Annotated in this window: 23 protein-coding genes; 13 read left to right on the forward strand and 10 right to left on the reverse strand. The window is 68.8% G+C overall.

Features of this window, described 5'->3' with window-relative positions; genetic code table 11:
• Nucleotides 1–7: 7 nt before the first annotated feature.
• The 5 genes from ACQPY4_RS12240 to ACQPY4_RS12260 all read right to left on the reverse strand — a co-directional run bounded on the left by ACQPY4_RS12240 (nucleotide 8) and on the right by ACQPY4_RS12260 (nucleotide 4,385).
• Nucleotides 8–523: a lasso peptide biosynthesis protein gene (locus ACQPY4_RS12240; RefSeq protein ID WP_433335583.1), complete on the reverse strand. Its 516-nt coding sequence runs from the start codon at nucleotides 521–523 to the stop codon at nucleotides 8–10.
• Entirely contained in the window at nucleotides 520–804 is a 285-nt protein-coding gene (locus tag ACQPY4_RS12245) for a PqqD family protein (protein ID WP_433335585.1), read from the reverse strand. The genes ACQPY4_RS12240 and ACQPY4_RS12245 overlap by 4 nt, the downstream gene beginning before the upstream one ends.
• Nucleotides 782–2,398: an asparagine synthase-related protein gene (locus ACQPY4_RS12250; RefSeq protein WP_433335587.1), complete on the reverse strand. Its 1,617-nt coding sequence runs from the start codon at nucleotides 2,396–2,398 to the stop codon at nucleotides 782–784. Before ACQPY4_RS12250 ends, ACQPY4_RS12245 begins: the two co-directional genes overlap by 23 nt.
• A 688-nt stretch (nucleotides 2,399–3,086) precedes the next feature.
• Nucleotides 3,087–3,968 carry a TIGR03620 family F420-dependent LLM class oxidoreductase gene (locus ACQPY4_RS12255; protein WP_433335589.1) on the reverse strand — a complete coding sequence of 294 codons (882 nt, stop codon included), beginning with the start codon at nucleotides 3,966–3,968 and terminating at the stop codon, nucleotides 3,087–3,089.
• 75 nt (nucleotides 3,969–4,043) lie between these two features.
• Nucleotides 4,044–4,385, reverse strand: coding sequence for an ArsR/SmtB family transcription factor (locus ACQPY4_RS12260; protein WP_433335591.1), 342 nt, complete (start codon nucleotides 4,383–4,385; stop codon nucleotides 4,044–4,046).
• 77 nt (nucleotides 4,386–4,462) lie between these two features.
• On the opposite strand from ACQPY4_RS12260, the gene ACQPY4_RS12265 reads away from it, so the two are divergent.
• From ACQPY4_RS12265 to ACQPY4_RS12275, 3 genes are all read left to right on the forward strand, one after another.
• Nucleotides 4,463–5,344: an alpha/beta fold hydrolase gene (locus ACQPY4_RS12265; RefSeq protein ID WP_433335593.1), complete on the forward strand. Its 882-nt coding sequence runs from the start codon at nucleotides 4,463–4,465 to the stop codon at nucleotides 5,342–5,344.
• Between the two features lie 73 nt (nucleotides 5,345–5,417).
• A complete protein-coding gene (locus tag ACQPY4_RS12270) occupies nucleotides 5,418–6,662 on the forward strand; it encodes a cytochrome P450 (RefSeq protein WP_433335595.1) in 1,245 nt (414 codons plus the stop codon).
• 78 nt (nucleotides 6,663–6,740) lie between these two features.
• Complete coding sequence (locus ACQPY4_RS12275) at nucleotides 6,741–8,693, forward strand: glycosyltransferase family protein (RefSeq protein WP_433335597.1); 1,953 nt, start codon at nucleotides 6,741–6,743, stop codon at nucleotides 8,691–8,693.
• 171 nt (nucleotides 8,694–8,864) lie between these two features.
• Here ACQPY4_RS12275 and ACQPY4_RS12280 read toward each other — a convergent pair whose 3' ends face one another.
• Nucleotides 8,865–9,167 (reverse strand): DUF397 domain-containing protein, encoded by a 303-nt coding sequence (locus ACQPY4_RS12280; protein WP_433335599.1) that lies wholly within the window; start codon nucleotides 9,165–9,167, stop codon nucleotides 8,865–8,867.
• Nucleotides 9,168–9,264: 97 nt separating this feature from the next.
• Between ACQPY4_RS12280 and ACQPY4_RS12285 the strand changes: the two genes are divergently transcribed.
• The 3 genes from ACQPY4_RS12285 to ACQPY4_RS12295 all read left to right on the forward strand — a co-directional run bounded on the left by ACQPY4_RS12285 (nucleotide 9,265) and on the right by ACQPY4_RS12295 (nucleotide 10,974).
• Nucleotides 9,265–9,534 (forward strand): DUF6879 family protein, encoded by a 270-nt coding sequence (locus ACQPY4_RS12285; RefSeq protein ID WP_433335601.1) that lies wholly within the window; start codon nucleotides 9,265–9,267, stop codon nucleotides 9,532–9,534.
• A 22-nt stretch (nucleotides 9,535–9,556) separates the two neighbouring features.
• On the forward strand, nucleotides 9,557–10,432 hold the full coding sequence (locus ACQPY4_RS12290; RefSeq protein ID WP_433335603.1) for a helix-turn-helix domain-containing protein: 876 nt from the start codon (nucleotides 9,557–9,559) through the stop codon (nucleotides 10,430–10,432).
• Between the two features lie 128 nt (nucleotides 10,433–10,560).
• The gene (locus ACQPY4_RS12295) at nucleotides 10,561–10,974 is read left to right on the forward strand and encodes an ATP-binding protein (RefSeq protein WP_433335605.1); all 414 of its coding nucleotides are present in this window, start codon (nucleotides 10,561–10,563) and stop codon (nucleotides 10,972–10,974) included.
• A gap of 302 nt (nucleotides 10,975–11,276) precedes the next feature.
• On the opposite strand, the gene ACQPY4_RS12300 is transcribed toward ACQPY4_RS12295, so the two are convergent.
• Nucleotides 11,277–11,696 (reverse strand): MerR family transcriptional regulator, encoded by a 420-nt coding sequence (locus tag ACQPY4_RS12300; protein ID WP_433335607.1) that lies wholly within the window; start codon nucleotides 11,694–11,696, stop codon nucleotides 11,277–11,279.
• Between the two features lie 51 nt (nucleotides 11,697–11,747).
• On the opposite strand from ACQPY4_RS12300, the gene ACQPY4_RS12305 reads away from it, so the two are divergent.
• Complete coding sequence (locus ACQPY4_RS12305; RefSeq protein ID WP_433335609.1) at nucleotides 11,748–12,635, forward strand: aldo/keto reductase; 888 nt, start codon at nucleotides 11,748–11,750, stop codon at nucleotides 12,633–12,635.
• Nucleotides 12,636–12,782: 147 nt separating this feature from the next.
• Here the strand turns inward: ACQPY4_RS12305 and ACQPY4_RS12310 are convergent, their stop codons facing one another.
• Nucleotides 12,783–14,324, reverse strand: a complete 1,542-nt coding sequence (locus tag ACQPY4_RS12310; RefSeq protein WP_433335611.1) for a long-chain-fatty-acid--CoA ligase — start codon at nucleotides 14,322–14,324, stop codon at nucleotides 12,783–12,785.
• Nucleotides 14,325–14,719: 395 nt separating this feature from the next.
• Complete coding sequence (locus tag ACQPY4_RS12315; RefSeq protein WP_433335613.1) at nucleotides 14,720–15,379, reverse strand: lytic polysaccharide monooxygenase auxiliary activity family 9 protein; 660 nt, start codon at nucleotides 15,377–15,379, stop codon at nucleotides 14,720–14,722.
• 301 nt (nucleotides 15,380–15,680) lie between these two features.
• Here ACQPY4_RS12315 and leuS point away from each other — a divergent pair, with 301 nt between their 5' ends.
• The 3 genes from leuS to ACQPY4_RS12330 all read left to right on the forward strand — a co-directional run bounded on the left by leuS (nucleotide 15,681) and on the right by ACQPY4_RS12330 (nucleotide 19,928).
• Nucleotides 15,681–18,146: a leucine--tRNA ligase gene (gene leuS, locus ACQPY4_RS12320; protein WP_433335615.1), complete on the forward strand. Its 2,466-nt coding sequence runs from the start codon at nucleotides 15,681–15,683 to the stop codon at nucleotides 18,144–18,146.
• A gap of 270 nt (nucleotides 18,147–18,416) precedes the next feature.
• On the forward strand, nucleotides 18,417–19,142 hold the full coding sequence (locus ACQPY4_RS12325; protein WP_433335617.1) for a hypothetical protein: 726 nt from the start codon (nucleotides 18,417–18,419) through the stop codon (nucleotides 19,140–19,142).
• A 54-nt stretch (nucleotides 19,143–19,196) separates the two neighbouring features.
• Nucleotides 19,197–19,928, forward strand: coding sequence for a class I SAM-dependent methyltransferase (locus ACQPY4_RS12330; protein ID WP_433335619.1), 732 nt, complete (start codon nucleotides 19,197–19,199; stop codon nucleotides 19,926–19,928).
• 460 nt (nucleotides 19,929–20,388) lie between these two features.
• Here ACQPY4_RS12330 and lexA read toward each other — a convergent pair whose 3' ends face one another.
• Entirely contained in the window at nucleotides 20,389–21,090 is a 702-nt protein-coding gene (lexA, locus tag ACQPY4_RS12335) for a transcriptional repressor LexA (protein ID WP_433335621.1), read from the reverse strand.
• A 66-nt stretch (nucleotides 21,091–21,156) separates the two neighbouring features.
• Here lexA and ACQPY4_RS12340 point away from each other — a divergent pair, with 66 nt between their 5' ends.
• The 3 genes from ACQPY4_RS12340 (at nucleotide 21,157) to ACQPY4_RS12350 (ending at nucleotide 26,027) form a co-directional block, all read left to right on the forward strand.
• Nucleotides 21,157–21,639, forward strand: a complete 483-nt coding sequence (locus ACQPY4_RS12340) for a LysM peptidoglycan-binding domain-containing protein (RefSeq protein WP_433335623.1) — start codon at nucleotides 21,157–21,159, stop codon at nucleotides 21,637–21,639.
• 984 nt (nucleotides 21,640–22,623) lie between these two features.
• The gene (gene nrdR, locus ACQPY4_RS12345; protein WP_433335625.1) at nucleotides 22,624–23,097 is read left to right on the forward strand and encodes a transcriptional regulator NrdR; all 474 of its coding nucleotides are present in this window, start codon (nucleotides 22,624–22,626) and stop codon (nucleotides 23,095–23,097) included.
• 131 nt (nucleotides 23,098–23,228) lie between these two features.
• Complete coding sequence (locus ACQPY4_RS12350) at nucleotides 23,229–26,027, forward strand: vitamin B12-dependent ribonucleotide reductase (protein WP_433335627.1); 2,799 nt, start codon at nucleotides 23,229–23,231, stop codon at nucleotides 26,025–26,027.
• The last annotated feature ends 184 nt before the right edge of the window (nucleotides 26,028–26,211 follow it).

Raw genomic sequence — 26,211 nt, forward strand, 5'->3', positions numbered from 1 at the left:
GCGCCCATCATGTTGATGCCGAGTTCCGTGCGGGGACGCGCTGGAGGACCGTGTAGCCGAGTTGCACGTCGGGGTTGTCGTTCAGGACGGCGCCGTGCAGTTCGGTCCAGGAGTGGAAGGTGTTCCTGGGAACCGCGCTCGTGCGTGCTCGGGCGACGGTGGCCTGGGCGGGCAGCCCGAGGGCGGTCAGGTAGGTGGCCAGCGCGAACGAGCGAGGCAGGCACAGGCCGTCCGGTGTCAGCACCCGGGCCACCAGCTGGCAGTAGAAGATCTCCCGCCGGGCGAGCCGGATCGCGGTGGCGGCCGGGAGCGCGGTGTAGGCGCCGGTTCCGGGGCCGGGGGCCAGCCGTTGGAGGTGCTCGTGCGCCACGCCCCAGCCGCGTCTGCGGTAGATCCACAGGGCCCTGGCGGTGGCAGCCATCGCGTGCGCCCGGAGGGGGAGCGGGACGCGTGGCGGCGCGGTCGCGGGGTCGAGGTCGTCCAGGAAGAACTCCCAGTCGGGCGTCGTGACCGGGCCCCTCATCGCGTCCGGTCCTGTTCCGGTTCGGGTGCCAGCAGGGCGTTCTCTTCGAGCTGGACGACCAGGGCGTCGAGCCCCGACTCCAGCGTGTCGTCGGACGCGTCGATCCGCTCCCGCAGGGAGTCGATCACCTTGTCGGCGGTGTCGAACCGCAGTGCCGCCTTGAGCATGGCGGTGGCCACTCCGTTCAGGCTGAGGTACACGCCCTTGCGGGTGTCCAGGATGATCCCCGAATCGTCGGTGTCGTCGAACACGGCGTATTCAGCCAGCCGCAGCAGGGGCATGGCGCTCACCTCTTCCGGACGGAGCCTTTCGGTCGTCTTGGCCGCGCAGGAACAGTTCGGTCATCGCGGCGCAGATCAGGGTCTCGCCGTGGCTGCGCAGCAACGCGGGCTCGGCCAGCACCTCGGTCAGCCGCGCCGGGTCGACGATCCCCATCTGGACCAGGCGGGAGTCGGGCGCGCCGATCAGGTCGGCGAAGACCGGGCCGTGAGTGCGGGTGTAGGACTTGTGCGGTGAGTCCTGCCAGAGGCGTCCGTATCGGCGCCATACGGGGTCCGGGACGCGGGTGGAGAGGATGAGCCGGAGCACCGGCTTGCTGATCATCCGGCCCTGGTGGAGCAGCAGCCGGTACGCATTGGGCATGCGCGCGGTCACCCGCTGGACCTCCCTGTCGCCCAGCGGGGAGCACCGCTGGATGCCCTGCGGCCACCAGGAGGTGAGGTCCATGGTGTGGTCCTTGGCCGAGTACCGGTACTCGAAGCTGTCGTCGGGGACGCCGGGCAGCGGGACGAGGAAATCGGTCGCCCGTACGTTGTCCCCCACCGGCAGATAGTCGTCCAGCAGGGACGACCTCCGAGTAGCGCTCCGGAGGATGCGGGACAGCTCCCACCGGGAGCTGATGAGGCCCCGGCACAGTGTCACCTTCTCGCCGAGCGGCAGCTCGCCGAAAAGCGCGTCGTGGAGCCCGTAGCGCATGGGCCCGAACACCACGTCGCCGTCGGAGCCCCAGGTCAGGAACGTGATCTGGTCCTGGCCCACGCGTTCGGCGAGCTGCTCGACCCAGCGGAAGGCGAATCCGACGAAGGGGTGGGGGAAGGTCCAGTCCTCTCGGAGGTAGCCGTCTCCGAGTTCGGTCGGTACCGGCACGAAGGGGACGCCCAGATGGTCGCAGACCGTCCTGGCGTAGCCGGACTCGTCGGCGAGAGGGTCGTCGGTCACCATGTGGTAGGCGACCACGTCGGCGCCCACCTCGGTGAGGGCGGCGAGCACCGTCGTGGAGTCGAGGCCGCCGCTGAGCAGGATGCCGACCCGGCCGCATCGCGCGTACGGGCGCACGGCGTCCAGGATCCGCTCGTAGGCCAGGTCCGCGTACTCCGCCAGCGACGGGCGCCCGGGCAGTTCCAGCGGGACGATCCGGTCGAAGTCGGCGGTGGTCGTTCCCCGTTCGTCCGCGATGACGACCTGTCCGGGGAGAAGCGGCTTCAGGTCGCGGTAGACGAAGACGTCGTCGCCCCGGCAGCAGCGCCAGATCGCTTCGAGATCGAACTCCTCGGCCCCCTCGTCGAGGAGGTCGGTCGGGTCCGTCGACCACCGCAGCAGTGCTCCGTCCCGCCGGTACAGCAGCCCTTCGGGCGCGGTGGCGTTGCGGAACAGGAAGACCTTCCCGGGTGTCACCAGGCATCCGGCCAGGCGGCCGGGGATCCGGGCCAGGTCGTCGTAGCGGCCCTCCTTGAGGGCGTCGGCGATCCGCCGCGCCCACGGAACCGAGACCGGCCCGGTCACCACTCCCGAAAGCAGCAGGTATTCCTGGTCGGCCACCGGGGGCAGCGCCTTGTCGGACACGCCACCGTCGGCGTCGGCGCGCGCCCATTGCACGGCGAAGCAGGGTGTCCTCGCGGGGCGCTGCCCATAGGGCAGGCAAGTATAGGAAAGTGGTGGAACGGCGGACCCGAGGATCACTTCGCCATAACACCCCAGATAATCTCCGACCAGAACGGGGTTCAATGCGTTTTGCACGGATCCTCCCTCCTCACCGCCGGGACCGGCAGGTCCCTTCGCCTCGATGTCGTTCATGGAATTGGCCCCTCCCCGGGACGGGTCCCGGGGAGGGAGAATTCCCGGTCAGAGCACCAGGGTGCGGTGAGTCGGGTTGTCCGCGAGCAGGATGCTGCCCTTGGCGGTGAGCTCCTTCACGGTGCCCAGAACTTCGATCTTCGGGACGGTGTACGCCATCATGGCGTCCTCCTTTTTCCGATCTTGCATCCCTTTTCTCGGGATGCTCATCGATTGGCGACTATAACCACCGCCACCGAAGTGGACAAAGGAAGCAACATGTGACCCTTTGCTAGTTTCCGCTGCTCTCCGGCTGGTTGTCACCATTTGAAATGGATCGCCAGTTGGATTCGATAATGGTGACCATGAGCCGGACCAGGCAATTTCCGCAGACCGTGCCGACCGGCAAACCGATCAGAAAGCTTGCGGTTCGCTGAAGTTAGGTACATCTGGCGGTGACGAAACGCGGCACCGCGTCCTCTCAGGTCAGAGCCGCGCTGCCGTCCCCACGTCAGGCGGGGAGGAGGGCCTCGGTGAGGAGTCGCCATTGGGGCATCGCCGAGTCGCCGGGCCGGACGCCGATGACCTGGACGCCGACATGGTCGGCACCCGCGTCCAGGTGGCCGCGCAGCTTCGCGGTGATCGCGTCGAGGTCGCCCCAGAACACCAGGTCGTCGACCAGGCGGTCGCTGCCGCGTCCGCCGTCCAGGTCGGCCTCGGTGTAGCCGAGCCGGAGGAACTTGGCGATGTTGTAGGTCGAGGTGAGGTACGGGTGCAGGTGCTCGCGCGCGATCTCACGAGCCCTGGACGGGTCGCTCTCGAACAGCACCGCGTGCTCGACGCCGAGGAACGGACGGGCCCCCAATACGTCCCGCGCCTGCGCGGTGTGCTCCACGGGCACGTGGTACGTGTGGGCCCCCACCGAACGGTCGCCCGCCAGGCGGAGCATCTTCGGCCCGTACGCCGCCAGGAGTCGGCGCATCGGGGCGCGCGGGGCGGGGTTGGTGCTCTTGGCCGCGTCCATTGCGTCCAGGTAGTCGCTCATCGCCTGCAACGGCTTGGTGCCGGGACGCCGCCCGCCGAAGCCGAGGCCGAGCAGGTGGCGGTCGGGGTAGGCGTCGGCCAGGAGCAGCGCCGCGCCCTGCGTCCAACCCGGTTCCCGGGGCCAGATCCGCGCGATGCCGTTGACGACGGCCATGCGCTCGGTGGCGGCCAGCAGGAACCCCGCGTGCGTCAGGGCCTCGCGCCCGTCCCGCTCGGGGATCCAGATCGCGGGCCAGCCCAGCTCGTCCAGCTCCTGGACGGAGTCGCGGATCAGGCCCGCCGGCTGGTCCTCGAAGTCGAACGTCCAGATCCCGAAGCGCCCGAGGTCCATCCCGTCGATCGCGCCCATGGTGACTCCCCAACAGATCGAAGTATCGAAGTTTTACGATATGAGACATCGGCCAACGTACCCGACGAGGGTCTGTCAGAGCGAGCGGCCGAGGACCTCGACGAGACGGGCGATGCGTTCCTCGTCGCGGCGGTAGTGCGTCCACTTGCCCACCCGGGTGGACGTGACCAGCCCGGCGCGCTGCAACGACGCCATGTAGGCCGAGACGGTCGACTGGGCGAGCCCGGTCTTGGCCTGGATGTGGCTCACGCACACGCCGACCTCGTGCGGGTCGGCGATGGCCCGCTCGATCGGGAAGTGACGCTCGGGGTCGCGCAGCCACTGGAGCACCTGGAGGCGGACGGGGTTGGCCAGCGCCTTGAACGCGTCGAGGAGCTGCGCTGAGGTTTCCGGTGAGGGCTCGGTGTGTGTGGTCATGAGCGTGGTCACGAGTATAGATCCCCATACGGGACGGGCCGGTGGAGGCGCGGTACGGGGTGCTAGCGTCCGAAGGCATGGAGACTGGGGCGGTCAAGGCCAACGGGGTGGAGTTCGGATATCTGGCCGAAGGGCCACCGGACGGGCCGCTGGCGCTCTGCCTGCACGGCTTCCCCGACTCGGCCCACACCTGGCGCCATCTGATGCCCGAGCTGGCCGCCGACGGATACCGGGCCGTCGCCCCGTTCATGCGCGGATACGCCCCGACGGGCGTCCCCGAGGACGGCGCCTACCAGGGCGGCGCGCTCGCGGCCGACGCCGTGGCGCTGCACGAGGCCCTGGGCGGACGCGACGACGCGGTGATCATCGGCCATGACTGGGGCGCACTGGCGACCTACGGCGCGGCGGCCTTCGCGCCCGAACGGTGGCACCGCGTCGTGACGCTGGCCGTCCCGCCGGTCGCGGTGATGCTCTCGGCGTTCTTCACCTACGACCAGCTCAAGCGGTCGTTCTACATCTTCCTGTTCCAGACGCCGCTGGCCGAGGCGGCGTTCGGCCGGGCGTTCGTCGAGGGTCTGTGGCGCGACTGGTCGCCCGGCTACCAGGACGTGGACGGCGAAGTCGAACGTGTCATGGACTGCCTGGCCACCCCGGAGAACGTCGCCGCGGCCATCGGCTACTATCGCGCGATGTTCGACCCCGATCGCCACGCCCCCCGATACGCGGCCGAACAGGCCGCCGCGGGCAAGGTGGGGGAGCGTCCCGTCCTGTACCTGCACGGCCAGGACGACGGCTGCCTCGGCGCCGACGCCGTCATGCCGGACGGCGGCCCCGCGGGCGTCCTGGCGCACCTCCCGCCCGGCTCCGCCGCCGAATCGATCGCGGACGCGGGCCATTTCCTGCACCTGGAACGGCCGGACGTGGTCGCCGCGCGCATTAGGGCCTGGCTCCGGGCGTAGCGATCTTGTGACCTCGGCCGGGCACTGAGAGCCTGGCCGGACCGTGCTGACGTTCTAGGGTCGAGGTGAAGGAATGCTGAACGCCGCTGACGTGGATCTTTCCGACTGGGAGTTCTGGCGGCGCCCGCTCGACCACCGGCACGAGGCGTTCAAGGCCCTGCGCTGGGAGCCGGAGCTGGTCCACTTCGACGAGCCCGACATCGCGATCGTCCCGCAGGGGCCGGGCTTCTACGCCGTCACCCGGCACGCCGACATCGTGGAGGTCTCGCGGCGACCCCAGGACTTCTGCTCCGGACGGGGCGCGATCAGCATCGTCGACCTCCCCGGCGACATGCACGAGTACTTCGGCTCGATGATCAGCATGGACGACCCCAGGCACGCCAAGATCCGCCGGATCGTGTCCCAGGCGTTCACCCCGCGAATGATCCGCCGCCTGGAGGACAAGGTCGACCAGGTGGCGTCCGAGATCGTCGAGGACGTCGCCGCGGCGGGCGGCGGCGACTTCGTCCTGGACGTGGCCGCCCGGCTCCCGCTGAAGATCATCTGCGACATGATGGGCATCGGCGAGGAGTCGTACCGGACGGTCTTCGACGCCACCAACGTGATCCTCGGCGGCAACGACCCCGAGTTCCTGCCCGCCAACGACGGCGAGCAGATCGCGCTGGCCCTGCTCACCGCCGGGCAGACCCTCAAGGAACTGGTCGAGGACCTCGGCCGCCGCCGCCGCGCCGAGCCGTCCGACGACCTCACTTCGGCGCTGGTCAACGCCAACGTGGACGGCGAGTCCCTGACCGACCAGGAGCTCGGCTCGTTCTTCATCCTGCTGGTGGTCGCGGGCAACGAGACCACCCGCAACGCCATCGCCCACGGCCTCGACCTGCTCACCCGCCACCCCGAACAGCGCGCCCTGCTCGCCGAGGACTTCGAGGCCCACGCGCCCGCCGCCGTCGAGGAGATCGTCCGCTATGTCTCCCCGGTGATCTGGATGCGCCGCACCGCCACCCGCGACACCGTCCTCAACGACCACGAGATCAAGGAGGGCGACAAGCTGCTGCTGTACTACTGGTCGGCCAACCGCGACGAGCTGGTCTTCAAGGACTCGGGCCGCTTCGACATCACGCGCTCCCCGAACCCGCACCTGGGGTTCGGGGGACCGGGCCCGCACTTCTGCCTCGGCGCGCACCTCGCCCGGCGCGAGATCACCGTCATGTTCCGCCAATTGCTGAGCGGCCTGCCGTCCATCCAGGCGTCCGGCGCCCCCGATCGCCTGGAGTCCAGCTTCCTCAACGGGATCAAGCGCCTCCCGTACACCGTCTGACGAATGCGAGGTGAACAAGAAACGGCGAACAGGCGAGACCATCGATGATCACTCCATGTGATCGCCTAACCTCGCCATGTGATCGACGATGCGTCCGCCCAGCGTGCCAGGGGCGACCGGCTGGCGGCCGACAACGCCACCGTGCGGCTCCGCCTGGCCGCGGCGGAAACGGAGCGCGCCGAGCGCGACCGCCAGATCGAGCGCCTGACCCGCCTGCTCTACGAGGCCACCGACCGGATCGGCGACCTCGACCGCGAACGCGCCGAGCAGGCCCACCGCGCCGCCGTGGCCCGCTGGGAGGCCGAGGTCCAGAGGCACCGCCGCTGGACGCGCCTCGGCGGAGCGGTCGCCGCCCTGCGCCACCGCCCGCTCGCCCCCGCGTCCTACCGCAAACTCCGCGCGGCCCTGCGCGCCGCACTCGTGCCGCCCGAACCCGCTGAGCCCCGCGCACCGCGCCGTCCCGAGATCCGTGTCGCCGACACCGAACTCCTGGACGTCGCCGCCCTCCACTGGCCCGACGGCCCGATCGTCCGGCCGGACGTCACCGCGGCCGTGGTGGTGAGCCCCGCCATGGAACGCCTGCTGCACTTCGAGTGGCGCCAGCTCACCGGCCTCACCCCGGCCGACTGGCGCGAGGCGTTCGAATCCGAACGTCCCGACCTCCTCTTCGTCGAGTCGGGCCCCACCGACCTCCCCTTGGACGAACTGCTCGCCTGGTGCCGCGAACACGGCGTCCCCACCGTCCTCTGGCACACCGGCACGCCCCTCCCCACAGAACCCACCCCCTTCGACCACACCTTCACCACCGAGGACCACGAAGGAAGCCACCCCCTCCCTTTCGCCGCACAACCACGCGTCCACAACCCGATCCGCACCACCGGCCAGGGCCGCTACCCACTCCTCTACGAGGGCGAGTACGACGAGGCCGCCGAGCCGCTCATCGCCCCGGCTCCCCGACTAGGCGGGCACTTCTACGGGACGGGCTTCCCCTGGACATACCGGCAGCGCGTAGTCGACCCCCTGCCGGACGAGAAGTCCCTCACCGCCCGCAAGCGCTACCGGATCTTCCTGACCCCCGACACACGCCGCGCATACGAAGCCGCCGCAGCCGGCATCCCGATCATCCACACCGCCGACCGCCGTCGTCCCGGCCCCGAATTCGGACCGGTCGTCCACGACGGCAAGGACGCCACCCGCGCCCTCCGCGCCCTGCTCAACGGCCCCGAACTCCGCGACCGCCAAGCGCACCTCGCCCTGCGCGAGATCCACGAGAGTCACACCTACGGCCACCGCGTCGAGACGGTCCTGGACGCCGCCGGCCTCGGCCGCGAACGTCCCCGTCCCACCGTCTCGATGGTGCTGCCGACCTGCCGCGCCGGGCAGATCACCCAAGCCATCGAGCAGGTCGCCCGCCAACGCTGGCGCCCGCTGCAGCTCGTCCTCGTCCTGCACGGCCTCGACCTCGACCTCACGCTGGTCGAGAAGCGGGCCCGCGAGGCCGGGCTGGACGACGTCATCGTCATCGCCGCCCACCGCGACCTCACCCTCGGCGGCTGCCTCAACCTGGGCATCCGCGCCGCCGACGGCGCCTACATCGGCAAGATGGACGACGACGAGCTCTACGGCCCGCACTACGTCTCCGACCTGATCCCCGCGTTCTCCTACACCGAGGCCGGCGTCGTCGGGAAGCTGGCGCACTACGCCTACCTGGAGTCGATCGGCGCGACCCTCCTGCGCTACCCCGACCACGAACACCGCTACGTCAACGTCGTCCGCGGCGGCGCCCTCCTGGCCGAGGGCGACCTCCTGCGCACCTACCGCTTCGCCGACATCGGCCGAGGCGAGGACACCGACCTCTTCCGCCGCCTCGCCGACGACGGCGTCCGCGTCTACGCCGCCGATCGCTACTCCTTCATCACCATCCGCCACGCCGACCCGAACCGCCACACCTGGCAACCCACAGACCGCGAACTCATGTCCGAAGCCCGCCTGGCCTCCTACGGCCTCCCCAAAGAACACATCCTGTTCTAACCAGGCCCTCGCCCCACGCCCTACAAGGCCCTCGCTCCGCTCGGACACCCACAAGGCCCTCGCTAACGCTCGGACAGCCCGTTTGGGGGCTCCCGCCCCCAACCCCCAAGCCGGGGGGCTCGCCCCCCCCGGACCCCCTCCACTCGGGCCCAGCTCACGGCCAAGGAAGTATCAGGAATCCTTCTCTCGGCTGGGAATCCACCTCCGCTCCCTCACGCGGGCCAGCAGGTCGGCAAAGCTCGCGCGGGCGAGCCGTAGCTGTCCGCCGTCGCGGGCTTTGGAGTCCCGTATGCCGACAACGTCGTCGTCGAGTTCAGCTACTTCAACGCAGTCAAAGTTTCCTGAGTGGCTGGAGGCGCGCCACCCCGACGATGGACCCATGGCCCGGACGCTAACACCTGTGGCGCCCTGGCCAGCCTCGTGTCTCTTGACCGCGTGAGCACACGCCGACGAAGCTTCAGTCGAGTGCTGCATTCTGCTGCAATCCAGACGCCTCGGAGGCGATCACGTCCCTGGAGTTCGTCGGTAAGGGGAGTCGTTGTTCGGGACGGCCAAACGGAGCCTGGCCCATTTGGAACTGCGCGACTCGTACGCCGTGGACTACGAGAGCGAGCGGTACCGCGACTGGGTACGCGGTGGTCGGCCCCGGGCGCTGCCGGGCAACGACTTCTGGCTGCTTGACGACGAGCGAGTGATGTTCAACGTGTTCGACGGCTCCGGTCGGCCGAGCGCCCGTCAGCACAGCGATGACCCATCGGTGGTCGATCTCTGCGTCTCGGCCTTCGAAGCCGTGTGGAGCCGCGGAATCGACCACGATGATTACCTGGTTCGAGAAAGCTGATCGCTACACCCACACTTGAGCTGTGCGTACATCACCGTCTTCGTCGGTCCAGGCGGCCCGTCAGTCGCTCGCTGATCGACTTCGTGAGATCCGTGAGGACTTCGGTCACTCCGCCAAGTCGCTGGCGGCCGCCGCCGGATGGCATCCGACCAAGGTGTCCAAGCTGGAGCACATCGTCACGTCGCCCTCGGTGGCCGACATCCAGATCTGGTGCGAGGTCTGCGATGCCGGCGATCAGGCCGAAGATCTCATCGCGGCCGCACGAACGGTGGAGTCCGCCTATGTCGAGTGGCGGCGGATGGAACGCACCGGTATGCGCCGGGTGCAAGAGGCTGCGATTCCTCTGTATCAACGGACCGAACTGTTCCGCATCTACGAGCCCGCTCTGGTTCCAGGTTTGTTCCAGACGGCGGAGTATGCCCGTGCACTGATGAAGATGATCATCAACTTCAGTCGCATTCCCGATGACCTCGACGAGGCCGTGGCCGCGCGCATGAGCCGGCAGAAGGTGATCCGGGAGGGCGGGCACCGCTTTGCCGTGGTGCTGGAAGAACAAGTGCTGCGTTCGGCGTTCGGCGACGCGCGGATCATGGCCGGGCAACTCGGTCATCTGCTGTCGGTGATGTCGATGCCCAACGTGTCCTTGGGGATCATTCCTTCTGTCGCGCTCCGGACAACGATGTGGCCGGTGAACGGATTCTGGATCTTCGACTCCGACCGGCTGACCACCGAGATTCCGTCCGCGCAGGTGACGGTGACACAGCCCCGTGAACTGGATGTCGACATCCGAACGTTCGACGAGCTGCGCAAGATGGCGGTCTACGGCGAGCGAGCACGGTCCTTGGTCATCACTGTGCTGGAGTCGGGCGGGCCCGAGCCGGAGAACTCGGAGAAATGAGCTGCTGCATTCTCCTGCATTCTGCTCGACCGGCACCCTCACCGTGCGCCACGTTCAGGTGACACAAAGTTCACCCCGTCCCTTCCGCGTGACGGCAGAACGAAGCGGTCGCGACCCGGGAGTCACCGATGACGACAGCAGCGCAGGAAGCTCAGCGGATCCTGCTGGACCACGATTTCCCTTCGACACCGGCCGCGGTGAGCGACGCCCGCCGGGCCACCGTGCGCGCGCTCACCAGCTGGGGACTCGCCAAGGCCCAGACCGGGGACTTCGTCCTCGTGGCTTCCGACCTGGTGACGAACGCGATAGAGGCGCGCCGCCATGGCAACGTCACGCTGCGAATCCGTGCGGAGACCGTCGACCGGCTCACGGTCGAGGTTTGGGACGCAGCCTCGCAACCGCCTTGCCTCCGGTCACCGGCGCTGGACGCCGAGCAAGGCCGTGGGCTCCTCATCGTGGCCGCGCTGGCCGATCACTACGAGTGGTGTCCCGTCGAAGACGGCAAGTGGGTCTTCGCCGTGCTGAGAACACCTCAGGCCTGAAAGGGCCGCCATTCGCCGGAGCTGAACGTTCCGCCGTCCCGCACTACGCATCATGTTCTAACTCCGCCCGCGCCCCACGACGCCCGCCCACCCGCAAAGCCCTCGCTAACGCTCGGACAGCCTCATTGGAGGCTCCCGCCCCGGACCCCCTCCACTAGGTCAGGTGAGAACTGATCGAGGAGCTCGACGGCGCCCGGGTCCCAGCCGCGAACTCATGGGCTGCCCTCACGCTCCCGGGGGCGGACGCCCCCGCTCTGAGGATTCTCGCTGGCTGACGGGGATATGGGCCGTCCAGGCGGGGGTCAGTCTGGCAGGGCGTTCAGGGCCCGGTCGATGCGGTGGCTGAGGATCTCCTCGACGACCGGGCAGGTTGCGGGGTCTTCGCTGGTGCAGCTCAGGAAGTGGTCCAGGGCGTCCTTGGCCGCGCGCAGGTGTTTGATCTGCTGTTCGAGTTCGTCGGCGCGTGTGGCGAGGGTGTCTCTCCAGCGGGCGGGGTCCGGCGCTCTCATGAGCGTCGTGGTGTCGTCCAGGCTCATCATCCCGTCGAGATGCCACAGCTGCAGCAGCGCCAGCGAGCGGAGCGCCGCGCGGTCGTAGAAGCGGACTCTGGCCCGTCGGCAGGTCGGGTGCAACAGGCCGCGTTCCTCGTAGTAGCGCAGGGCCGAGACGCGGACACCGAACGCGCGGGCGACCTCAGTGATCGAGTACAGCTCGTTGCTCACCGGCGTCTCCAGGTTGCGCTCAAGTCGACTTGAGAGGCCAGCCTATGATGCATGAATCGCCAGCAGACGACCACTCATCCCATCCAGCGCCCCGCGCATCTGAGCGGCACCATCGAGCTCGGGGACCTGCGTGTGCACCGCCTCGGCTACGGCGCCATCCGGTTGACCGGTCCCGGCACCTGGGGAGACCCCTCCGACCGCGACGGTGCGATCGCGATTCTGCGTAGTGCGGTCGAGCTCGGGATGGACTTCATCGACACGGCCGAGGCCTACGGGCCGTTCACCAACGAGGAACTGATCAGGGACGCCCTGCACCCCTATGACGGCATCGTGGTCGCCACCAAGGGCGGCGGCGTCCGGCCCGGGCCAGACCAGTGGGAGGCGGTGGGCCTGCCGGAGTTCATTCGCCAGGGCGTCGAGACCAGCTTGCGCCGGCTCGGCGTGGACTGCCTGGACCTCTACCAGCTGCACCGGATCGACGCGCGGGTGCCGCTGGCCGACACCCTGGGTGCGGTCAAACAGCTGCAGGAAGCCGGGAAGATCCGTCATATCGGCCTGTCGGAGGTCGACATCGCCGACATTCAGGCGGCCCGCGAGATCGTCGACATCGTCTCCGTGCAGAACCACTACAACCTCGGGACCCGGCACTGGGACCACGTCCTGGGCCACTGCGAGCAACAGGGCATCGTCTTCATCCCCTGGGGACCGCTCGGCAGCGGAGACCTTTCCACCCTAGGCACCTTCACCCACATCGAAGGGCTCGCCGACCACACCGCTGCCCAGATCGCGCTGGCATGGCTGCTTCGACGCTCCCCGGTGATGCTCCCCATCCCGGGCACCGCGACGCCGCACCGCCTGCGGGAGAACGCGCACGCGGCCGCCATCGAGCTCAGCGACGAGCAATACCAGCGTCTGACGGAGCGGAGCGTCCCCGCATGACGGTTTCCCCTGGCAGACACCGCCGACACCGGCACGATGCCGAGCCCACGACGATGGGCCGTCCTGCTCCTATGAGGCCTTGATCATCGGTCCACGAGTTTGCCGTTGCCCTGGGGCGGGGGTGGGCCCGCCGTGTCGGGGTGGGGGTTAGCGGAGTTCGCGCTTGAGGATTTTGCCGGTGGCGGTCATGGGGAGTTCGGTGCGGAACTCGACCAGGCGGGGGTACTTGTAGGAGGCGAAGTTCTCCTTGCCCCACTCGATCAGTTCGGCCTCGGTGATCGTGGCGTCCGGGGTGCGGATGACGTAGGCCTTGACCTCTTCGCCGTGGGACTCGTGGGCGACGCCGACGACGGCGGCGAGGGAGACCTGGGGGTGGGTCATGAGGACTTCTTCGATCTCGCGCGGGTAGACGTTGAAGCCGCCGCGGATGATCATGTCCTTGGAGCGGTCGATGATGAAGTAGAAGCCGTCCTCGTCGCGGCGGGCGATGTCGCCCGTGCGGAACCAGCCGTTCTTGATCGACTCGGCGGTGGCGTCCGGGCGGCCGTAGTAGCCGCGCATGATGTTGTGGCCGCGGACGGCGATCTCGCCGGGGCCCTCGCCCTCGATCGTCTTCCACTCGTCGTCGATCAGCTTGACGTCCACGCCCCAGATCGGGGTGCCGATCGAGCCGGGCTTGGTGCCGACGTCGAGCTGGTTGAAGGCGGCGACCGGTGAGGTCTCCGAGAGGCCGTAGCCTTCGAGGATCTTGACGCCGAACTTGGCCTCGAAGCCCTTGAGGACCTCCAGCGGCAGCGACGCGCCGCCCGACACGCAGGTGTGCAGGTGGGCGGCGACGTCCTCCGGCTTGACGGTGCCCTGGTCCGACAGCAGCGCCCAGTACATCGTCGGGACGCCCGCGAAGACCGAGACCTTCTCCTTGGCCATGAGCCTGAGCGCCTCGGCGGGCTCGAACCTGGCCTGCAGGACGAGCGTGGCGCGGCGCATCATGCCCACGTTCATCACGCAGGACTGGCCGAACGCGTGGAACATCGGCAGCACGACCAGCGCGGTGTCGTGCTCGGTGCGCTGGAACATGTTGTTCGAGACGTCCGCGTTCATGAGCATGTTGGCGTGCGAGAGCTCGGCGCCCTTGGGCTGGCCGGTGGTCCCGCTGGTGTAGAGGATGACGGCGGTGTCGTCCGCGCCCGTCTGGACGGTCTCGAACGTTCCCGGACGGCCCCCGAGCGCGGGCCAGAACAGCTCGGCGCCCTCCAGGGACGTCTCGGTGGCCCCCGGGTCGGCGGTCATGAGGAACAGATGCTCGCAGCGGTCGGCGTTCTGGAACCCGGCGTGCCCCATCTCGCCGAGCGGCAGTTCGGGCGAGCCCTCGAAGACGAACAGCGCCTTGGAGTCGGAGTCTTCGAGGTGGTAGGTGATCTCGCGCGGCTTCAGCAGCACGTTGAGGGGGACGACGGCGGCCCCGGCCTTGAGGATCCCGAAGTAGACCATCGGGAAGTAGGGCAGGTTCGGACACGAGAGCGCGACCTTGTCGCCCGGCCCGATTCCGCGCGAGCTCAGCAGGTCCGCGACCTGGTTCGCGATCATGTCGATCGTCGCGTAGCTGAGCCGCATGTCGCCGAAGACCACGGCGTCCCGGTCCGGGGTCTTGCGGGCGGCGTCCTCGAGCAGAACGGAAAGGTTCAGCATGGCTCTCCTAGCGCGGGGCTGGTCACCGGTCGGTATGTTACCGACGGGTGTACCCATTGTTTCCGCTAGTCCTCGGGTTTGAAAAGGTCACGGGCCAGTTAATTAGAGCTCTGGTTGACAACGACTTCACCACGGGGAGACCCAGGGTGACCGTGTGGTCATAGTGGGTGGCGGGACCGGGGCCCGATCGGGGCGTGAACGCGGGAGACCCCGTGCACTCCGCCCGGTGGCCTGGGCGGAATGCACGGGGTGGGGGCCGGGACCTGTTCCCCAACAGCCCTCGGCCCCGCGCCGCGAGTGCGAGACCCCACCGGTGAAGCGAGGCTGGAGGCGTACCTCACCGGTGGGGCCGCCATGCCGCACTCGCACATCGCGAGCCGCTGGACCCGGACGGCTCAGGCGAACAGGACGGAGTAGCCCGGCCTGCGCTGCGGGGCCGGGGCCGCCGCGGTGGTCGCACCGCCGAAGGTGACGTCCGCGCACGAGTAGAACGCGTTCGCGGTGTCGGCGATGTCCCAGACGGCCAGGATCAGGTGGCGGCCGGACTTGGAGGGGAGCGTTCCCGGGTGGGAGACGGTGCTGGGAGGCCGCTGGCCGCCATAGGTCTTCTGGAGGAACGGCTGGCTCTCCAGGGCGGCGCGGGTCAGGGGCTGGGACGGGTTCCAGCCGTCGCGGGTGATGAAGTAGCGGAACGACGTCGTGGCGTGCACGGCCGTGAGCCGCCAGGTGAAGGTGAAGGCGCCCGCGCTGACGGATTTGGCGGGCCAGGCGCCGCCGCGCGGGTCGTCCAGCGGGGCCCAGCGGCTGTCGCCGGCGGCGCAGATGCGTCCGTCCCCGGGGCCCGACTGCGGGAATCCCTTGGGTCCCTCGACGCTCTGCGGCTCCCATTGGATCGGTCCGCAGTTCTTGACCGTGCCGTTTGCGCACAGGGAACTGCGGCTGGGCGGGTTGGTGGTGTAGCCGTGGGAGAAGGCGGGAGCCGTGATCGCCAGGGGCATCCCGACGGTGACGGCGGCCGCGATGGCCAGCGTGCTCTTTCTGGTTCGGACGGGCATGCGCGATCCTCCAGGATGGTGGGGGCGGAGGTCGGGTGGGGGCTGCAGCCTCTAATAGGAAACCTTCCTATCAGAGGGGAGTTTAGTTGCCGCCACCCCGGAGTCAAGACCCAAAGAACAACCGGCTGCCTTCGGCCTTGCCGCTGCGCTAGTCTTGAGATATGCGAGCCAGGCTGCTTCTCAGCCCACCGCGCTGACACCACTTCCGTCGGCGCGGTGACCCCTCCTGAGCGAGGGGTTCTTTCATGTCAAGGGCCTGTGCATTCCATAGCCATTCCAGGGAACCGGTGGAGTAGAGACCGTGAGCAGCGACGAGCAGTACGACCCGCGGGCGATTCAGGACAAGTGGCAGGCCCGCTGGGCGGAGCTCGACCCGTTCAAGGCCGCCTCCGAGGACGGCCGCGAGCACCGCTACGCGCTCGACATGTTCCCCTACCCGTCCGGTGACCTGCACATGGGTCACGCCGAGGCGTACTCCATCGGCGACGTCGTCGCCCGCTACTGGCTGCAGAAGGGCTACAACGTCCTGCACCCCGTCGGGTGGGACTCCTTCGGCCTGCCCGCCGAGAACGCCGCGATCAAGCGCGACTCGCACCCCGCCGAATGGACCTACGCCAACATCGAGACGCAGGCGGCCTCGTTCCGGCGCTTCGCGCCCTCGTTCGACTGGTCGCGGCGGCTGCACACCTCTGACCCCGAGTACTACCGCTGGACGCAGTGGCTGTTCCTGCGCTTCTACGAGCGCGGGCTGGCCTACCGCAAGGGCGGCCAGGTCAATTGGTGCCCCAACGACCAGACCGTCCTGGCCAACGAGCAGGTCGTCGGCGGGCACTGCGAGCGCTGCGGCGCCCTGGTCCAGAAGCGCGTCCTGACCCAGTGGTACTTCAAGATCACCGAGTATGCCGACCGGCTGCTGGACGACATGGCGCAGCTGGAGGGCAAGTGGCCCGAGCGCGTCCTGCTGATGCAGCGCAACTGGATCGGCCGCTCCACCGGCGCCGACGTCTCCTTCGTGATCGAGGGACGCGACGAGCCCGTCACCGTCTACACCACCCGTCCCGACACCCTGTACGGCGCGACCTTCATGGTGGTCGCCGCCGACGCCGCCCTGGCCGACGAGATCTGCGCCCCCGAGCAGCGCGCCGCCTTCGAGGCCTACCGCGACGAGGTCGCCCGCGAGAGCGACATCGAGCGGCTGTCGACCGAGCGCGAGAAGACCGGCGTCTTCCTGGGCCGGTACGCCGTCAACCCGGTCAACGGCGAGCGCATCCCCGTCTGGACGTCCGACTACGTCCTGGCCGAGTACGGCCATGGCGCGATCATGGCCGTCCCGGCGCACGACCAGCGCGACCTGGACTTCGCGCACAAGTTCGGCCTGCCCGTCCGCGTCGTCGTCGAGACCGGCCAGGCCGACCCGGCCGAGACCGGCGTCGCCACCGCGGGCGAGGGACGCGTCGTCAACTCCGGCCCCATCGACGGCCTGGCCAAGGCCGACGCCATCGCCCGCATCACCGAGATCCTGGAGGGCAAGGGGCTGGGCCGCGCCGCGGTCAACTTCCGCCTGCGCGACTGGCTGGTCTCGCGGCAGCGGTTCTGGGGCTGCCCGATCCCGATCATCCACTGCGAGGCGTGCGGCGAGGTCCCGGTGCCGGACGACCAGCTGCCCGTCCGCCTGCCGGACGGCCTGCGCGGCGCCGACCTGGCCCCCAAGGGCACCTCGCCGCTGGCCGCCGCCGAGTCGTGGGTGAACGTCGAGTGCCCCAAGTGCTCGGGCCCCGCGCGCCGCGACAGCGACACCATGGACACCTTCGTCGACTCGTCCTGGTACTACTTCCGCTACTGCTCGCCCGGCTACACCGACGGTCCGTTCGACGTCGAGGCCGTCCGCAAGTGGATGCCCGTCGACCAGTACACCGGCGGCGTCGAGCACGCCATCCTGCACCTGCTGTACAGCCGGTTCTTCACCAAGGTGCTGCACGACATGGGCATGGTCGACTTCACCGAGCCCTTCGACCGGATGCTGAACCAGGGCCAGGTCATCCTGGACGGCAAGGCGATGTCCAAGACGCTGGGCAACATGGTCGACCTGGGCCAGCAGATCGCCGAGCACGGCGTCGACGTCGTCCGGCTGGCGATGCTGTTCTCGGGTCCGCCCGAGGACGACATCGACTGGGCCGACGTCTCGCCGCACGGCATGGCCAAGTTCCTGTCGCGCGTCCACCGCGTCGTCGAGGACGTCGCCTCGCCCCCCGGTACCGACCCGTCCCGGGGCTCGGTCGACCTGCGCCGCGTCACCCACCGCACGCTGGCCGACGCCACGACCCTGATCGAGTCGCAGCGCTTCAACGTCGCGATCTCCCGGGTGATGGAACTGCAGAAGGCCACCCGCGCCGCCATCGACTCGGGCCCCGGCGCCGCCGACCCGGCCGTCCGCGAGGCCGCCGAGGTCATCACCGTCCTGCTGTCGCTGTTCGCCCCCTACACCGCCGAGGAGGCGTGGGAGATCCTGGGCCGCACCGCCCCCGTCGCCACCGCGGGGCTGCCCGCCGCCGACCCCGCCCTGCTGGTGCGCGAGTCGGTCACGTGCGTCGTGCAGATCGCCGGGAAGGTGCGCGACCGGCTGGAGGTCGCGCCCGACATCTCCGAGACCGACCTGGAGAGCCTGGCCCTGGCGTCACCCAAGATCGTCGAGGCGCTGGGCGGCGCCGGAATCCGGAAGATCATCGTCCGCGCCCCGAAAATCGTGAACATCGTCCCGCAGCCGTGACCGTAGCGCGCGGGACGGACACTCCGTCCCGCGCGCCACATCAAGAGGACATATCAGCTCTGTTCGGGCGAGCTTCGCCGTCCGGCGTGCCGGGTGATGCCCCGGTATGCGGGTAATGATGCTCAACCTCCCGGGTACGACCAGGCCGCCGACCTCGTCCCCGACTACCACCTTGTCCATCCCAAGACCAGGACGGCCCGCCAGCGACCACTACGGCGTCACCGCCGATCTGGACCCGGTCTGACACCCCCTTCTGCTTGGATCGGCCGCATGACGAACTGGTCCCTGCTCAGCCATGCCTACGGCAGTGCGGAAGACGTCCCCGAACTGCTTGACCAGGCGGTACCCGACCAGGACGCCCCGGTCTGGGACGACCTCTGGTCGCGCCTGTGCCACCAGGGCACCGTCTACACGGCCAGCTTCGCCGCGCTGCCCGTCCTGACGCGCAGGGCCAGCGAATGGTCCGCCGCCGACCGCCTTCCCGCACTGTTCCTGTGCGGAGCCATAGCCGCCGGCCGGGACGGCGCCGACCCCGACATCGAGACGACCGAACTGATTGAGCTGACCGAGGAATCGCTGCGGCACGCCGTCGTCTCCGGCGCCCCGAGCCCTTACGTCTCCCTGCTCCAGACCCTTCTCGCATTCGAAGGGGTGGAGGTCTGGAGCGAACACCTCGAAGGCATCCTCGACGAGGAATACGAGCTCGCCTGCCCCCATTGCGAGTCGGAGAACTACGTCGTCTTCGGGGAGCACGGATACTTCTCCACCACCGACGACATGTACATGAAGCGAAAGAACGCCAAGCGCCTCGCCCTCCACCCCGCGGCCCCCTCGGAGTTGCGCGGTATCGCCCACCGCCTCCACACCCGCGCCCTCACCGACGGATTCCCGGACATCGCCGCCACGTTCACCTACGTCTTCGGCACCGCCCACTGCGCGGAATGCGAAACCCCCTTCCAGGTGGACGAAGCGATAACCGCCCACTGGACCGCCTGACCGGGCCCCGGATAACCGCTTCGGCTCTCACCTCAGCGCGTGGATACTGGCGCGATGTACTCAGACGCCGACGCCGCCGCGCTGTACGACGTGCTCTATCCCTGGAACCCGGAAACCCGGGCCGCGAACCGTTTCTACTTCGATCTGGTGATGGCGGCGGATTCCGTCCTGGACGTCGGCTGCGGCACCGGCGCGATGCTCCACCGCGCCCGTGACCAGGGCCATCAGGGACGGCTCGTCGGCCTGGACCCCGATCGCCCTTCGCTCGACAGGGCACGACGCCGAACCGGCGTCGAATGGATCGAAGGCACCGCGGCGGACGCTCCGAGCGGAGCGGACTTCGCCCTGGCGACCATGACCGGCCACGCCTTCCAATGCCTGGTCACCGATCACGAAGTCCGCTCCTCCCTCGCCGCGATCCACGGCGCATTGCGTCCCGGCGGCCGCTTCGCCTTCGAGACCCGCCACCCGCAGGCCCGCGCCTGGGAGAAATGGAACCCGGCCAACATCTCCGACACCGTCGACGCGTCCGGCCGCGCCCTCCGAATCTGGCACCAGGTCGAGTCGGTCGTGCACGACGTGGTCACCTTCACGGAAACAACGGCCGAACCCAACGGCCCCGTCCTCCGCGTGGACCGCGCCCACCTGCGTTTCCTCGCCCCCGATTCCCTGGACGCCTTCCTCCACGAAGCAGGCTTCGAAATCGAGACCCGCCTCGGCGCCTGGGACAACACCCCCGTAACCCCGACCAGCACAGAAATCATCACGATCGCCACCCGAAACTGACCCTCCACCCCCAACGCCCCCGCACCGTCGCCACCACACCCAGCCTGGTCACCACGTGTGCCTGGCGACCTCGCGACCAATCACCCGTGCCCTCGACCAGCCCGCAATCGTCACCGTCCTCGTTGACGCACGCAGTGCATTGGAGCGCGGGGTCTTCGGCGCCGTCGACCCGCAGTGTCAGGTGACGCTGATGCGGGACGTCCCGAGCACCGATCGCCAGCGCGTCGCATCGTCCGGCCGGGCCAGGGGCGGATGCCGGGGGGCCGCGGGCACCCTTCATCCGTCACCGAGCGCGACACCACGACCTACGCGCCGCCCTTCGGGGCAGCGACGGTGGGCGGTTTCTGGGCACATCCGCGTGTTACCCACAGCGATCGGACGGCTGATACCGGGCCCAGACATGCTGAAAGCGGCCTCGGGGGCGATCCCGGGCCGCTCTCGGCACGCTTGGCGCGGACGGCTACATCTTGCGAAGCACGGCCACCACGCGTCCGAGCACCGAAGCCTCGTCCCCGGGGATGGGCTCGTAGGCGGGGTTCTGCGGCATCAGCCAGATGTGCCCGTCGCGCCGCTTGAAGGTCTTGACCGTGGCCTCGCCGTCGATCATCGCGGCCACGATGTCGCCCTGCTCGGCGACGGGCTGCTGCCGGACGACGACCCAGTCGCCGTCGGCGATCGCGGCGTCGATCATCGAGTCACCGGAGACCTTCAGCAGGAAGTGCGTTCCCTCACCGACCAGTTGCTTGGGCAGCGTGAAGACGTCCTCGACGGCCTCTTCGGCCAGGATCGGGCCACCGGCGGCGATGCGCCCGACCAGCGGTACATACGCCGGGGCGGGACGGCTGGCGGTCTCCGGACCAGCGCCGACGCCGTCGAACGACTCGTCCTCGGTGCGCACCGGAGTGGAACCGGGAACGCGAACCTCGACGGCACGCGGACGGTTGGGGTCGCGGCGCAGGTAGCCCTTGCGCTGGAGGGCCCGAAGCTGGTGCGACACGCTGGACGTGCTGGTGAGGCCGACCGCCTCGCCGATCTCACGCATCGACGGTGGGTAGCCGCGCCGCTGCACCGAATCTCGGATCACCTCCAGGACCATGCGCTGACGCTGCGTGAGACCGCTCTCGTCCATTGGGCCGTCTGGCAGCTCCCGGACCTTGCTCATCGCTCGTCGCCTCCCGGCGTTGGATCCGTCACTCCTTGTCATGGAACGTTATCGCGTCTTGGGCAGATGATCAAACAGTTGTTCGAAGAAGTCCTCGCCTTTTGTCGGTGCCGTGCGGTAGAACTTCGTACAGGCGTTCGATCGAATATCCATTCGAAGATCGACGGTCGTCGCCCGGTCGCGAGGAGGGCCGAGATGTCGGATTCACCCCCTAGGGGAGAGGCGCCGGAGCCGGGGCTCCGCCTTACACGGCGGGGTCGCGCGGTCCTGACGGGCCTCATTGCCACGATCCTTCTGATCCTGTTCTGGCTCACCGCCGGCTCGGGTGCGAGCGCCGGCGGTGAGAACGCCGAGCGCGAAAAACCCGGCCAAAAGGGGCGCTTCGCGACCACCATCGTCGAGCCACGCGAAACGCTCTGGGAGATCGCGGAGCGTAACGACCCGAAGGCCGACCCTCGCATCACCGTCCAACGCATCCGCGACCTCAACGGCCTGGGCAGCACCTCCATCGTCCAGCCAGGCCAACACCTCCGCCTGCCCGCCAAGTAGAACCACCGGCCAACCACGCCGCCCACAGCCCTCGCCTAATCCAGCCAGAGGCCGCAACGACCGAGTGCGCCCCAGCCGCGAGGCGAGCAAGCTCCCCGGCTGGACGATGAGCGAAACACGATGGCCATCGGCGCACTGCAAGGCAACCGCACCGAAGACCCGTTCCCCTCGTGACCTCACAAGCCATTCCCCGAACCCGTCCAGCAGCGCCCGATCCCGGCAGCGAGCGCTCCAACGCACTACCCGAGTGCGTCACCGCGATCCGGCGCCAGCGCGGCCGCCCACTCCCAAGAGCGCGGCTCCCCACACCGCATAACTCGTCCGGCATCAAGCCCAACGCACCGAACCCGCACACGTGGACTCCGCCGCACATGCGTCCACACCGGAGTTCACCCCTACGGGAACGGACTCGCGATGCGGGCGAGCTGCCGCAAGGTGTGCGATGCCACGCACAACGCACTCACTCACGAAACCGCGCGCCTCGCCCGCAAGGTGCGAGCCATCGCTCTCCCACGCAACACGCCACCCGGGTCGCGCGCATTCGAGGCGATTCAGCAAGGGCCTCCGCGTCCCAGGCGCGGAGTAGAAACGGGCGCGGCGCAGACGGGCGCAGGGGTGAACGGGCGCGGAGTGAAAGGTGTGGGCGATCGGGCGCGGGGCCGTCGAGGCGGGGACGCTCGGGCGTGTGGGGGTGGTCCTGGAGGGCGTGTAGGGCGGGGCGTGGGGGTGGGGCTGAGGGGCGAGGCGTGTGGGTGGGGGGTGGTGGCGGGGGTGGAGGGGTGTGACACGCCCGGGGGGAAATGCGGGAGGCTCGGTGTGATCAGGGTCTACGGGGGACGTGGGCGATCCGGGTTGCGTAGGCCCCTCGAGGCCCTTACGGTTGACCACAACATCTAGTAGTTACATGGATGTCATTAACCACAAGTTGTGTTCTTGTGGCGGATGTTTTTTGGGTGGCTTGAACCTGTCAGGGAGGTGGGACGCGTGCACTGTCCGTTCTGCCGCAACCCTGACACCAAGGTCATCGACAGCCGGTCGACCGACGACGGCGGTGCCATCCGGCGCCGGCGGTCGTGCCCGGAGTGCGGAAAGCGGTTCACCACGCAGGAGAACGTTCTGCTGATGGTGGCCAAGCGCAGCGGGGTCACCGAGCCCTTCTCGCGAGAGAAGATCATCGCCGGGGTGCGCAGGGCCTGTCAGGGCCGCCCGGTCGACGAGGATGCGCTCGCCAAGCTCGGCCAGCGGGTCGAAGAGGCGATCAGGGCGACCGGGTCCGCGGAGATCCCCTCGCACCAGATCGGCCTGTCGATCCTGGGGCCCCTCGGCGAGCTCGACGAGGTCGCGTACCTGCGATTCGCTTCGGTCTACCGGAGCTTCGAGTCGCTGGACGACTTCGCGAGAGAGATCGAGACACTGCGGAAGGCCGGCTCCTCGGGGGAGCATGCCCGACCCCGGTGAGGGGTCCGTTCCAGCAGCACACATCAGTACATCAGCACAGGTGAGACGTCTGCGGCCGGGGGATGAGCCGGCCGCTGGATTTGGTTGTTCCTGAACAGGGCCCGGCGGGAGGGCCCGAGAGGGGGAAGGTCATGACGGAGACGGTGAGCGGCTCGGCGGCTCGGCGCGGCAAGGGGGGCCGCAAGGGGCTGAAGGTCGGGCGGATCTTCACCACGCCCGGCGTGCATCCGTATGACGAGTTGCGCTGGGAACGTCGTGACGTCGTCATGACCAACTGGCGCGACGGATCGGTGAACTTCGAGCAGCGCGGGGTGGAGTTCCCCGACTTCTGGTCGCTGAACGCCGTCAACATCGTCACGTCCAAGTACTTCCGGGGCGCCGTCGGGACGCCGCAGCGCGAGTGGAGCCTCAAGCAGCTCATCGACCGCGTCGTGAAGATGTACGTCGAGACGGGCCTGGAGAACGGCTACTTCGCGTCCGAGGCCGACGCCGAGATCTTCGACCACGAGCTGACGTACGCGCTGGTCCACCAGATGTTCAGCTTCAACTCGCCGGTCTGGTTCAACGTGGGCACCAAGTCCCCGCAGCAGGTGTCGGCGTGCTTCATCCTGTCGGTCGACGACACGATGGAGTCGATCCTGGAGTGGTACAAGGAAGAGGGCGTCATCTTCAAGGGCGGTTCCGGCGCGGGGCTGAACCTGTCGCGGATCCGCTCCAGCAAGGAGCTGCTGACCTCCGGCGGGACGGCCAGCGGCCCGGTGTCGTTCATGCGCGGCGCCGACGCGTCCGCCGGGACGATCAAGTCGGGCGGCGCCACGCGGCGGGCCGCCAAGATGGTCGTGCTGGACGTCGACCACCCCGACGTGGCCGAGTTCATCGAGACCAAGTCGCGCGAGGAGAACAAGATCCGCGCCCTGCGGGACGCCGGGTTCGACATGGACCTCGGCGGCCGCGACATCGCCAGCGTCCAGTACCAGAACGCCAACAACTCGGTCCGGGTCTCCGACGAGTTCATGCGCGCGGTCGAGACCGGCGACGAGTTCGGGCTGCGCGCCCGGCTCACCGGTGACGTCGTCGAGACCGTCCAGGCCAAGGACCTGTTCCGGTTGATGGCCAAGGCGGCGTGGGAGTGCGCCGACCCGGGCATCCAGTACGACGACACGATCAACGACTGGCACACCAACCCCGAGTCGGGCCGCATCACCGCGTCCAACCCGTGCTCGGAGTACATGAGCCTCGACAACTCCTCCTGCAACCTGGCCAGCATCAACCTGCTGAAGTTCCTGAAGGACGACCTGACCTTCGACGTCGACCGGTTCGTGAAGCTCACCGAGCTGATCATCACGGCGATGGACATCTCCATCACCTTCGCCGACTTCCCGACCGAGAAGATCGCCGAGACGACCCGCGACTACCGTCAGCTGGGCATCGGGTACGCCAACCTGGGCGCGCTGCTCATGGCGACCGGCCACGCCTACGACTCCGACGGCGGACGCGCGCTCGCCGGGGTGATCACCTCGCTGATGACCGGTGTCGCCTACCGCCGCTCGGCCGAGATCGCCGGTGTCGTCGGCCCGTACGAGGGCTACGCCCGCAACGCCGAGGCGCACAAGCGCGTCATGCGCAAGCACGCCGCCGCCAACGACGAGGTCCGGACGCTCGACGCGATCGACAAGGCCATCCACACCGCCGCCACCAAGCAGTGGCAGGAATGCCTCAAGGTCGGCGAGAAGAACGGCTACCGCAACGCGCAGGCGTCGCTGCTGGCCCCGACCGGCACCATCGGCCTGATGATGGACTGCGACACCACCGGCATCGAGCCCGACCTGGCGCTGAAGAAGTTCAAGAAGCTGGTCGGCGGCGGCTCCATGGAGATCGTCAACCACACCGTCCCGCGCGCGCTGCAGAAGCTCGGCTACCAGCAGGAGCAGATCGAGGCGATCGTCGAGTACATCGCCGAGAAGAGCCACGTCGTCGACGCCCCGGGCCTGCGTCCCGAGCACTACGAGGTCTTCGACTGCGCGATGGGCGAGCGGGCGATCAGCCCGATGGGCCACGTCCGGATGATGGCGGCCGTCCAGCCGTTCCTGTCCGGCGCGATCTCCAAGACCGTCAACATGCCCGAGCAGGCCACCATCGAGGACATCGAGAAGGTCTACTACGAGGGCTGGAAGCTCGGCCTGAAGGCCCTGGCGATCTACCGCGACAACTGCAAGGTCGGCCAGCCGCTCTCGGTCCACAAGCAGGCCGACGAGCCCAAGGCCGAAGAGGCGCCCGCCGAGGTGCGTCCGGTCCGCAAGCGCCTGCCCAAGCAGCGTCCCGCCACCGTCACCCGCTTCTCGGTCGCGGGCGCCGAGGGCTACATGACGGCCTCGTCCTACCCGGACGACGGCGTCGGCGAGGTCTTCCTCAAGCTCGGCAAGCAGGGCTCCACGCTCGCCGGCGTGATGGACGCCTTCTCCATGGCGATCTCCATCAGCCTCCAGTACGGGGTGCCGCTGGAGACCTGGGTCGAGAAGTTCACCAACATGCGCTTCGAGCCCGCCGGCATGACCGACGACCCGGACATCCGGATGGCCACCTCGGTGATGGACTACATCTTCCGCCGCCTGGCCCTGGACCACCTGCCCTACGACGCGCGCGCCGAGCTCGGCATCCTCACCTCCGGGGAGCGCTCCATGCAGGCCAACGGCGAAGACCCCGCCACCCTGCACGGCGACGAGTTCGAGAACCTGGCCCAGTCGGCCGAGATCACCCGTCCGGCCGTCGAGGCCCCCAAGCCCGCCGCCGCACCGCGGGCCGAGGCCCTCGAAAGCCGCCAGGGCCGCACCGCCGACGCGCCGCTCTGCATGACCTGCGGCACCAAGATGCGCCCCGCAGGCAGCTGCTACGTCTGCGAAGGCTGCGGCTCCACCAGCGGCTGCAGCTGACCCCGAATCGAGCGGGTGCCGGTGTTCGTTCACCGGCACCCGCTCGACCCGTCTTCCGGGACGGGCTGGGACGTCGGCGCCCGCATTGCCTTACGGGTCCCGACGTTGTGGATTGCCAGGCCACTTGTTCTGATGTGCCGTGGGTCGGGAGATATGGCCCGTTCGCCAGTGTGGGTAGGGGAGG

Origin of the sequence: Spirillospora sp. CA-294931 (assembly GCF_050946795.1) — a bacterium.
In the GTDB taxonomy this organism is placed as follows: Bacteria; Actinomycetota; Actinomycetes; order Streptosporangiales; family Streptosporangiaceae; genus Spirillospora.

Bases quoted from the DNA above. Each gene is read 5' to 3' on its own strand.
- ACQPY4_RS12240 (WP_433335583.1), bottom strand. From the start codon at position 523: ATGAGGGGCCCGGTCACGACGCCCGACTGGGAGTTCTTCCTGGACGAC.
- ACQPY4_RS12245 (WP_433335585.1), bottom strand. From the start codon at position 804: ATGCCCCTGCTGCGGCTGGCTGAATACGCCGTGTTCGACGACACCGAC.
- ACQPY4_RS12255 (WP_433335589.1), bottom strand. From the start codon at position 3,968: ATGGGCGCGATCGACGGGATGGACCTCGGGCGCTTCGGGATCTGGACG.
- ACQPY4_RS12260 (WP_433335591.1), bottom strand. From the start codon at position 4,385: ATGACCACACACACCGAGCCCTCACCGGAAACCTCAGCGCAGCTCCTC.
- ACQPY4_RS12265 (WP_433335593.1), top strand. From the start codon at position 4,463: ATGGAGACTGGGGCGGTCAAGGCCAACGGGGTGGAGTTCGGATATCTG.
- ACQPY4_RS12270 (WP_433335595.1), top strand. From the start codon at position 5,418: ATGCTGAACGCCGCTGACGTGGATCTTTCCGACTGGGAGTTCTGGCGG.
- ACQPY4_RS12280 (WP_433335599.1), bottom strand. From the start codon at position 9,167: ATGCAGCACTCGACTGAAGCTTCGTCGGCGTGTGCTCACGCGGTCAAG.
- ACQPY4_RS12295 (WP_433335605.1), top strand. From the start codon at position 10,561: ATGACGACAGCAGCGCAGGAAGCTCAGCGGATCCTGCTGGACCACGAT.
- ACQPY4_RS12305 (WP_433335609.1), top strand. From the start codon at position 11,748: ATGAATCGCCAGCAGACGACCACTCATCCCATCCAGCGCCCCGCGCAT.
- ACQPY4_RS12310 (WP_433335611.1), bottom strand. From the start codon at position 14,324: ATGCTGAACCTTTCCGTTCTGCTCGAGGACGCCGCCCGCAAGACCCCG.
- ACQPY4_RS12315 (WP_433335613.1), bottom strand. From the start codon at position 15,379: ATGCCCGTCCGAACCAGAAAGAGCACGCTGGCCATCGCGGCCGCCGTC.
- ACQPY4_RS12325 (WP_433335617.1), top strand. From the start codon at position 18,417: ATGACGAACTGGTCCCTGCTCAGCCATGCCTACGGCAGTGCGGAAGAC.
- ACQPY4_RS12330 (WP_433335619.1), top strand. From the start codon at position 19,197: ATGTACTCAGACGCCGACGCCGCCGCGCTGTACGACGTGCTCTATCCC.
- lexA (WP_433335621.1), bottom strand. From the start codon at position 21,090: ATGAGCAAGGTCCGGGAGCTGCCAGACGGCCCAATGGACGAGAGCGGT.
- ACQPY4_RS12340 (WP_433335623.1), top strand. From the start codon at position 21,157: ATGATCAAACAGTTGTTCGAAGAAGTCCTCGCCTTTTGTCGGTGCCGT.
- ACQPY4_RS12350 (WP_433335627.1), top strand. From the start codon at position 23,229: ATGACGGAGACGGTGAGCGGCTCGGCGGCTCGGCGCGGCAAGGGGGGC.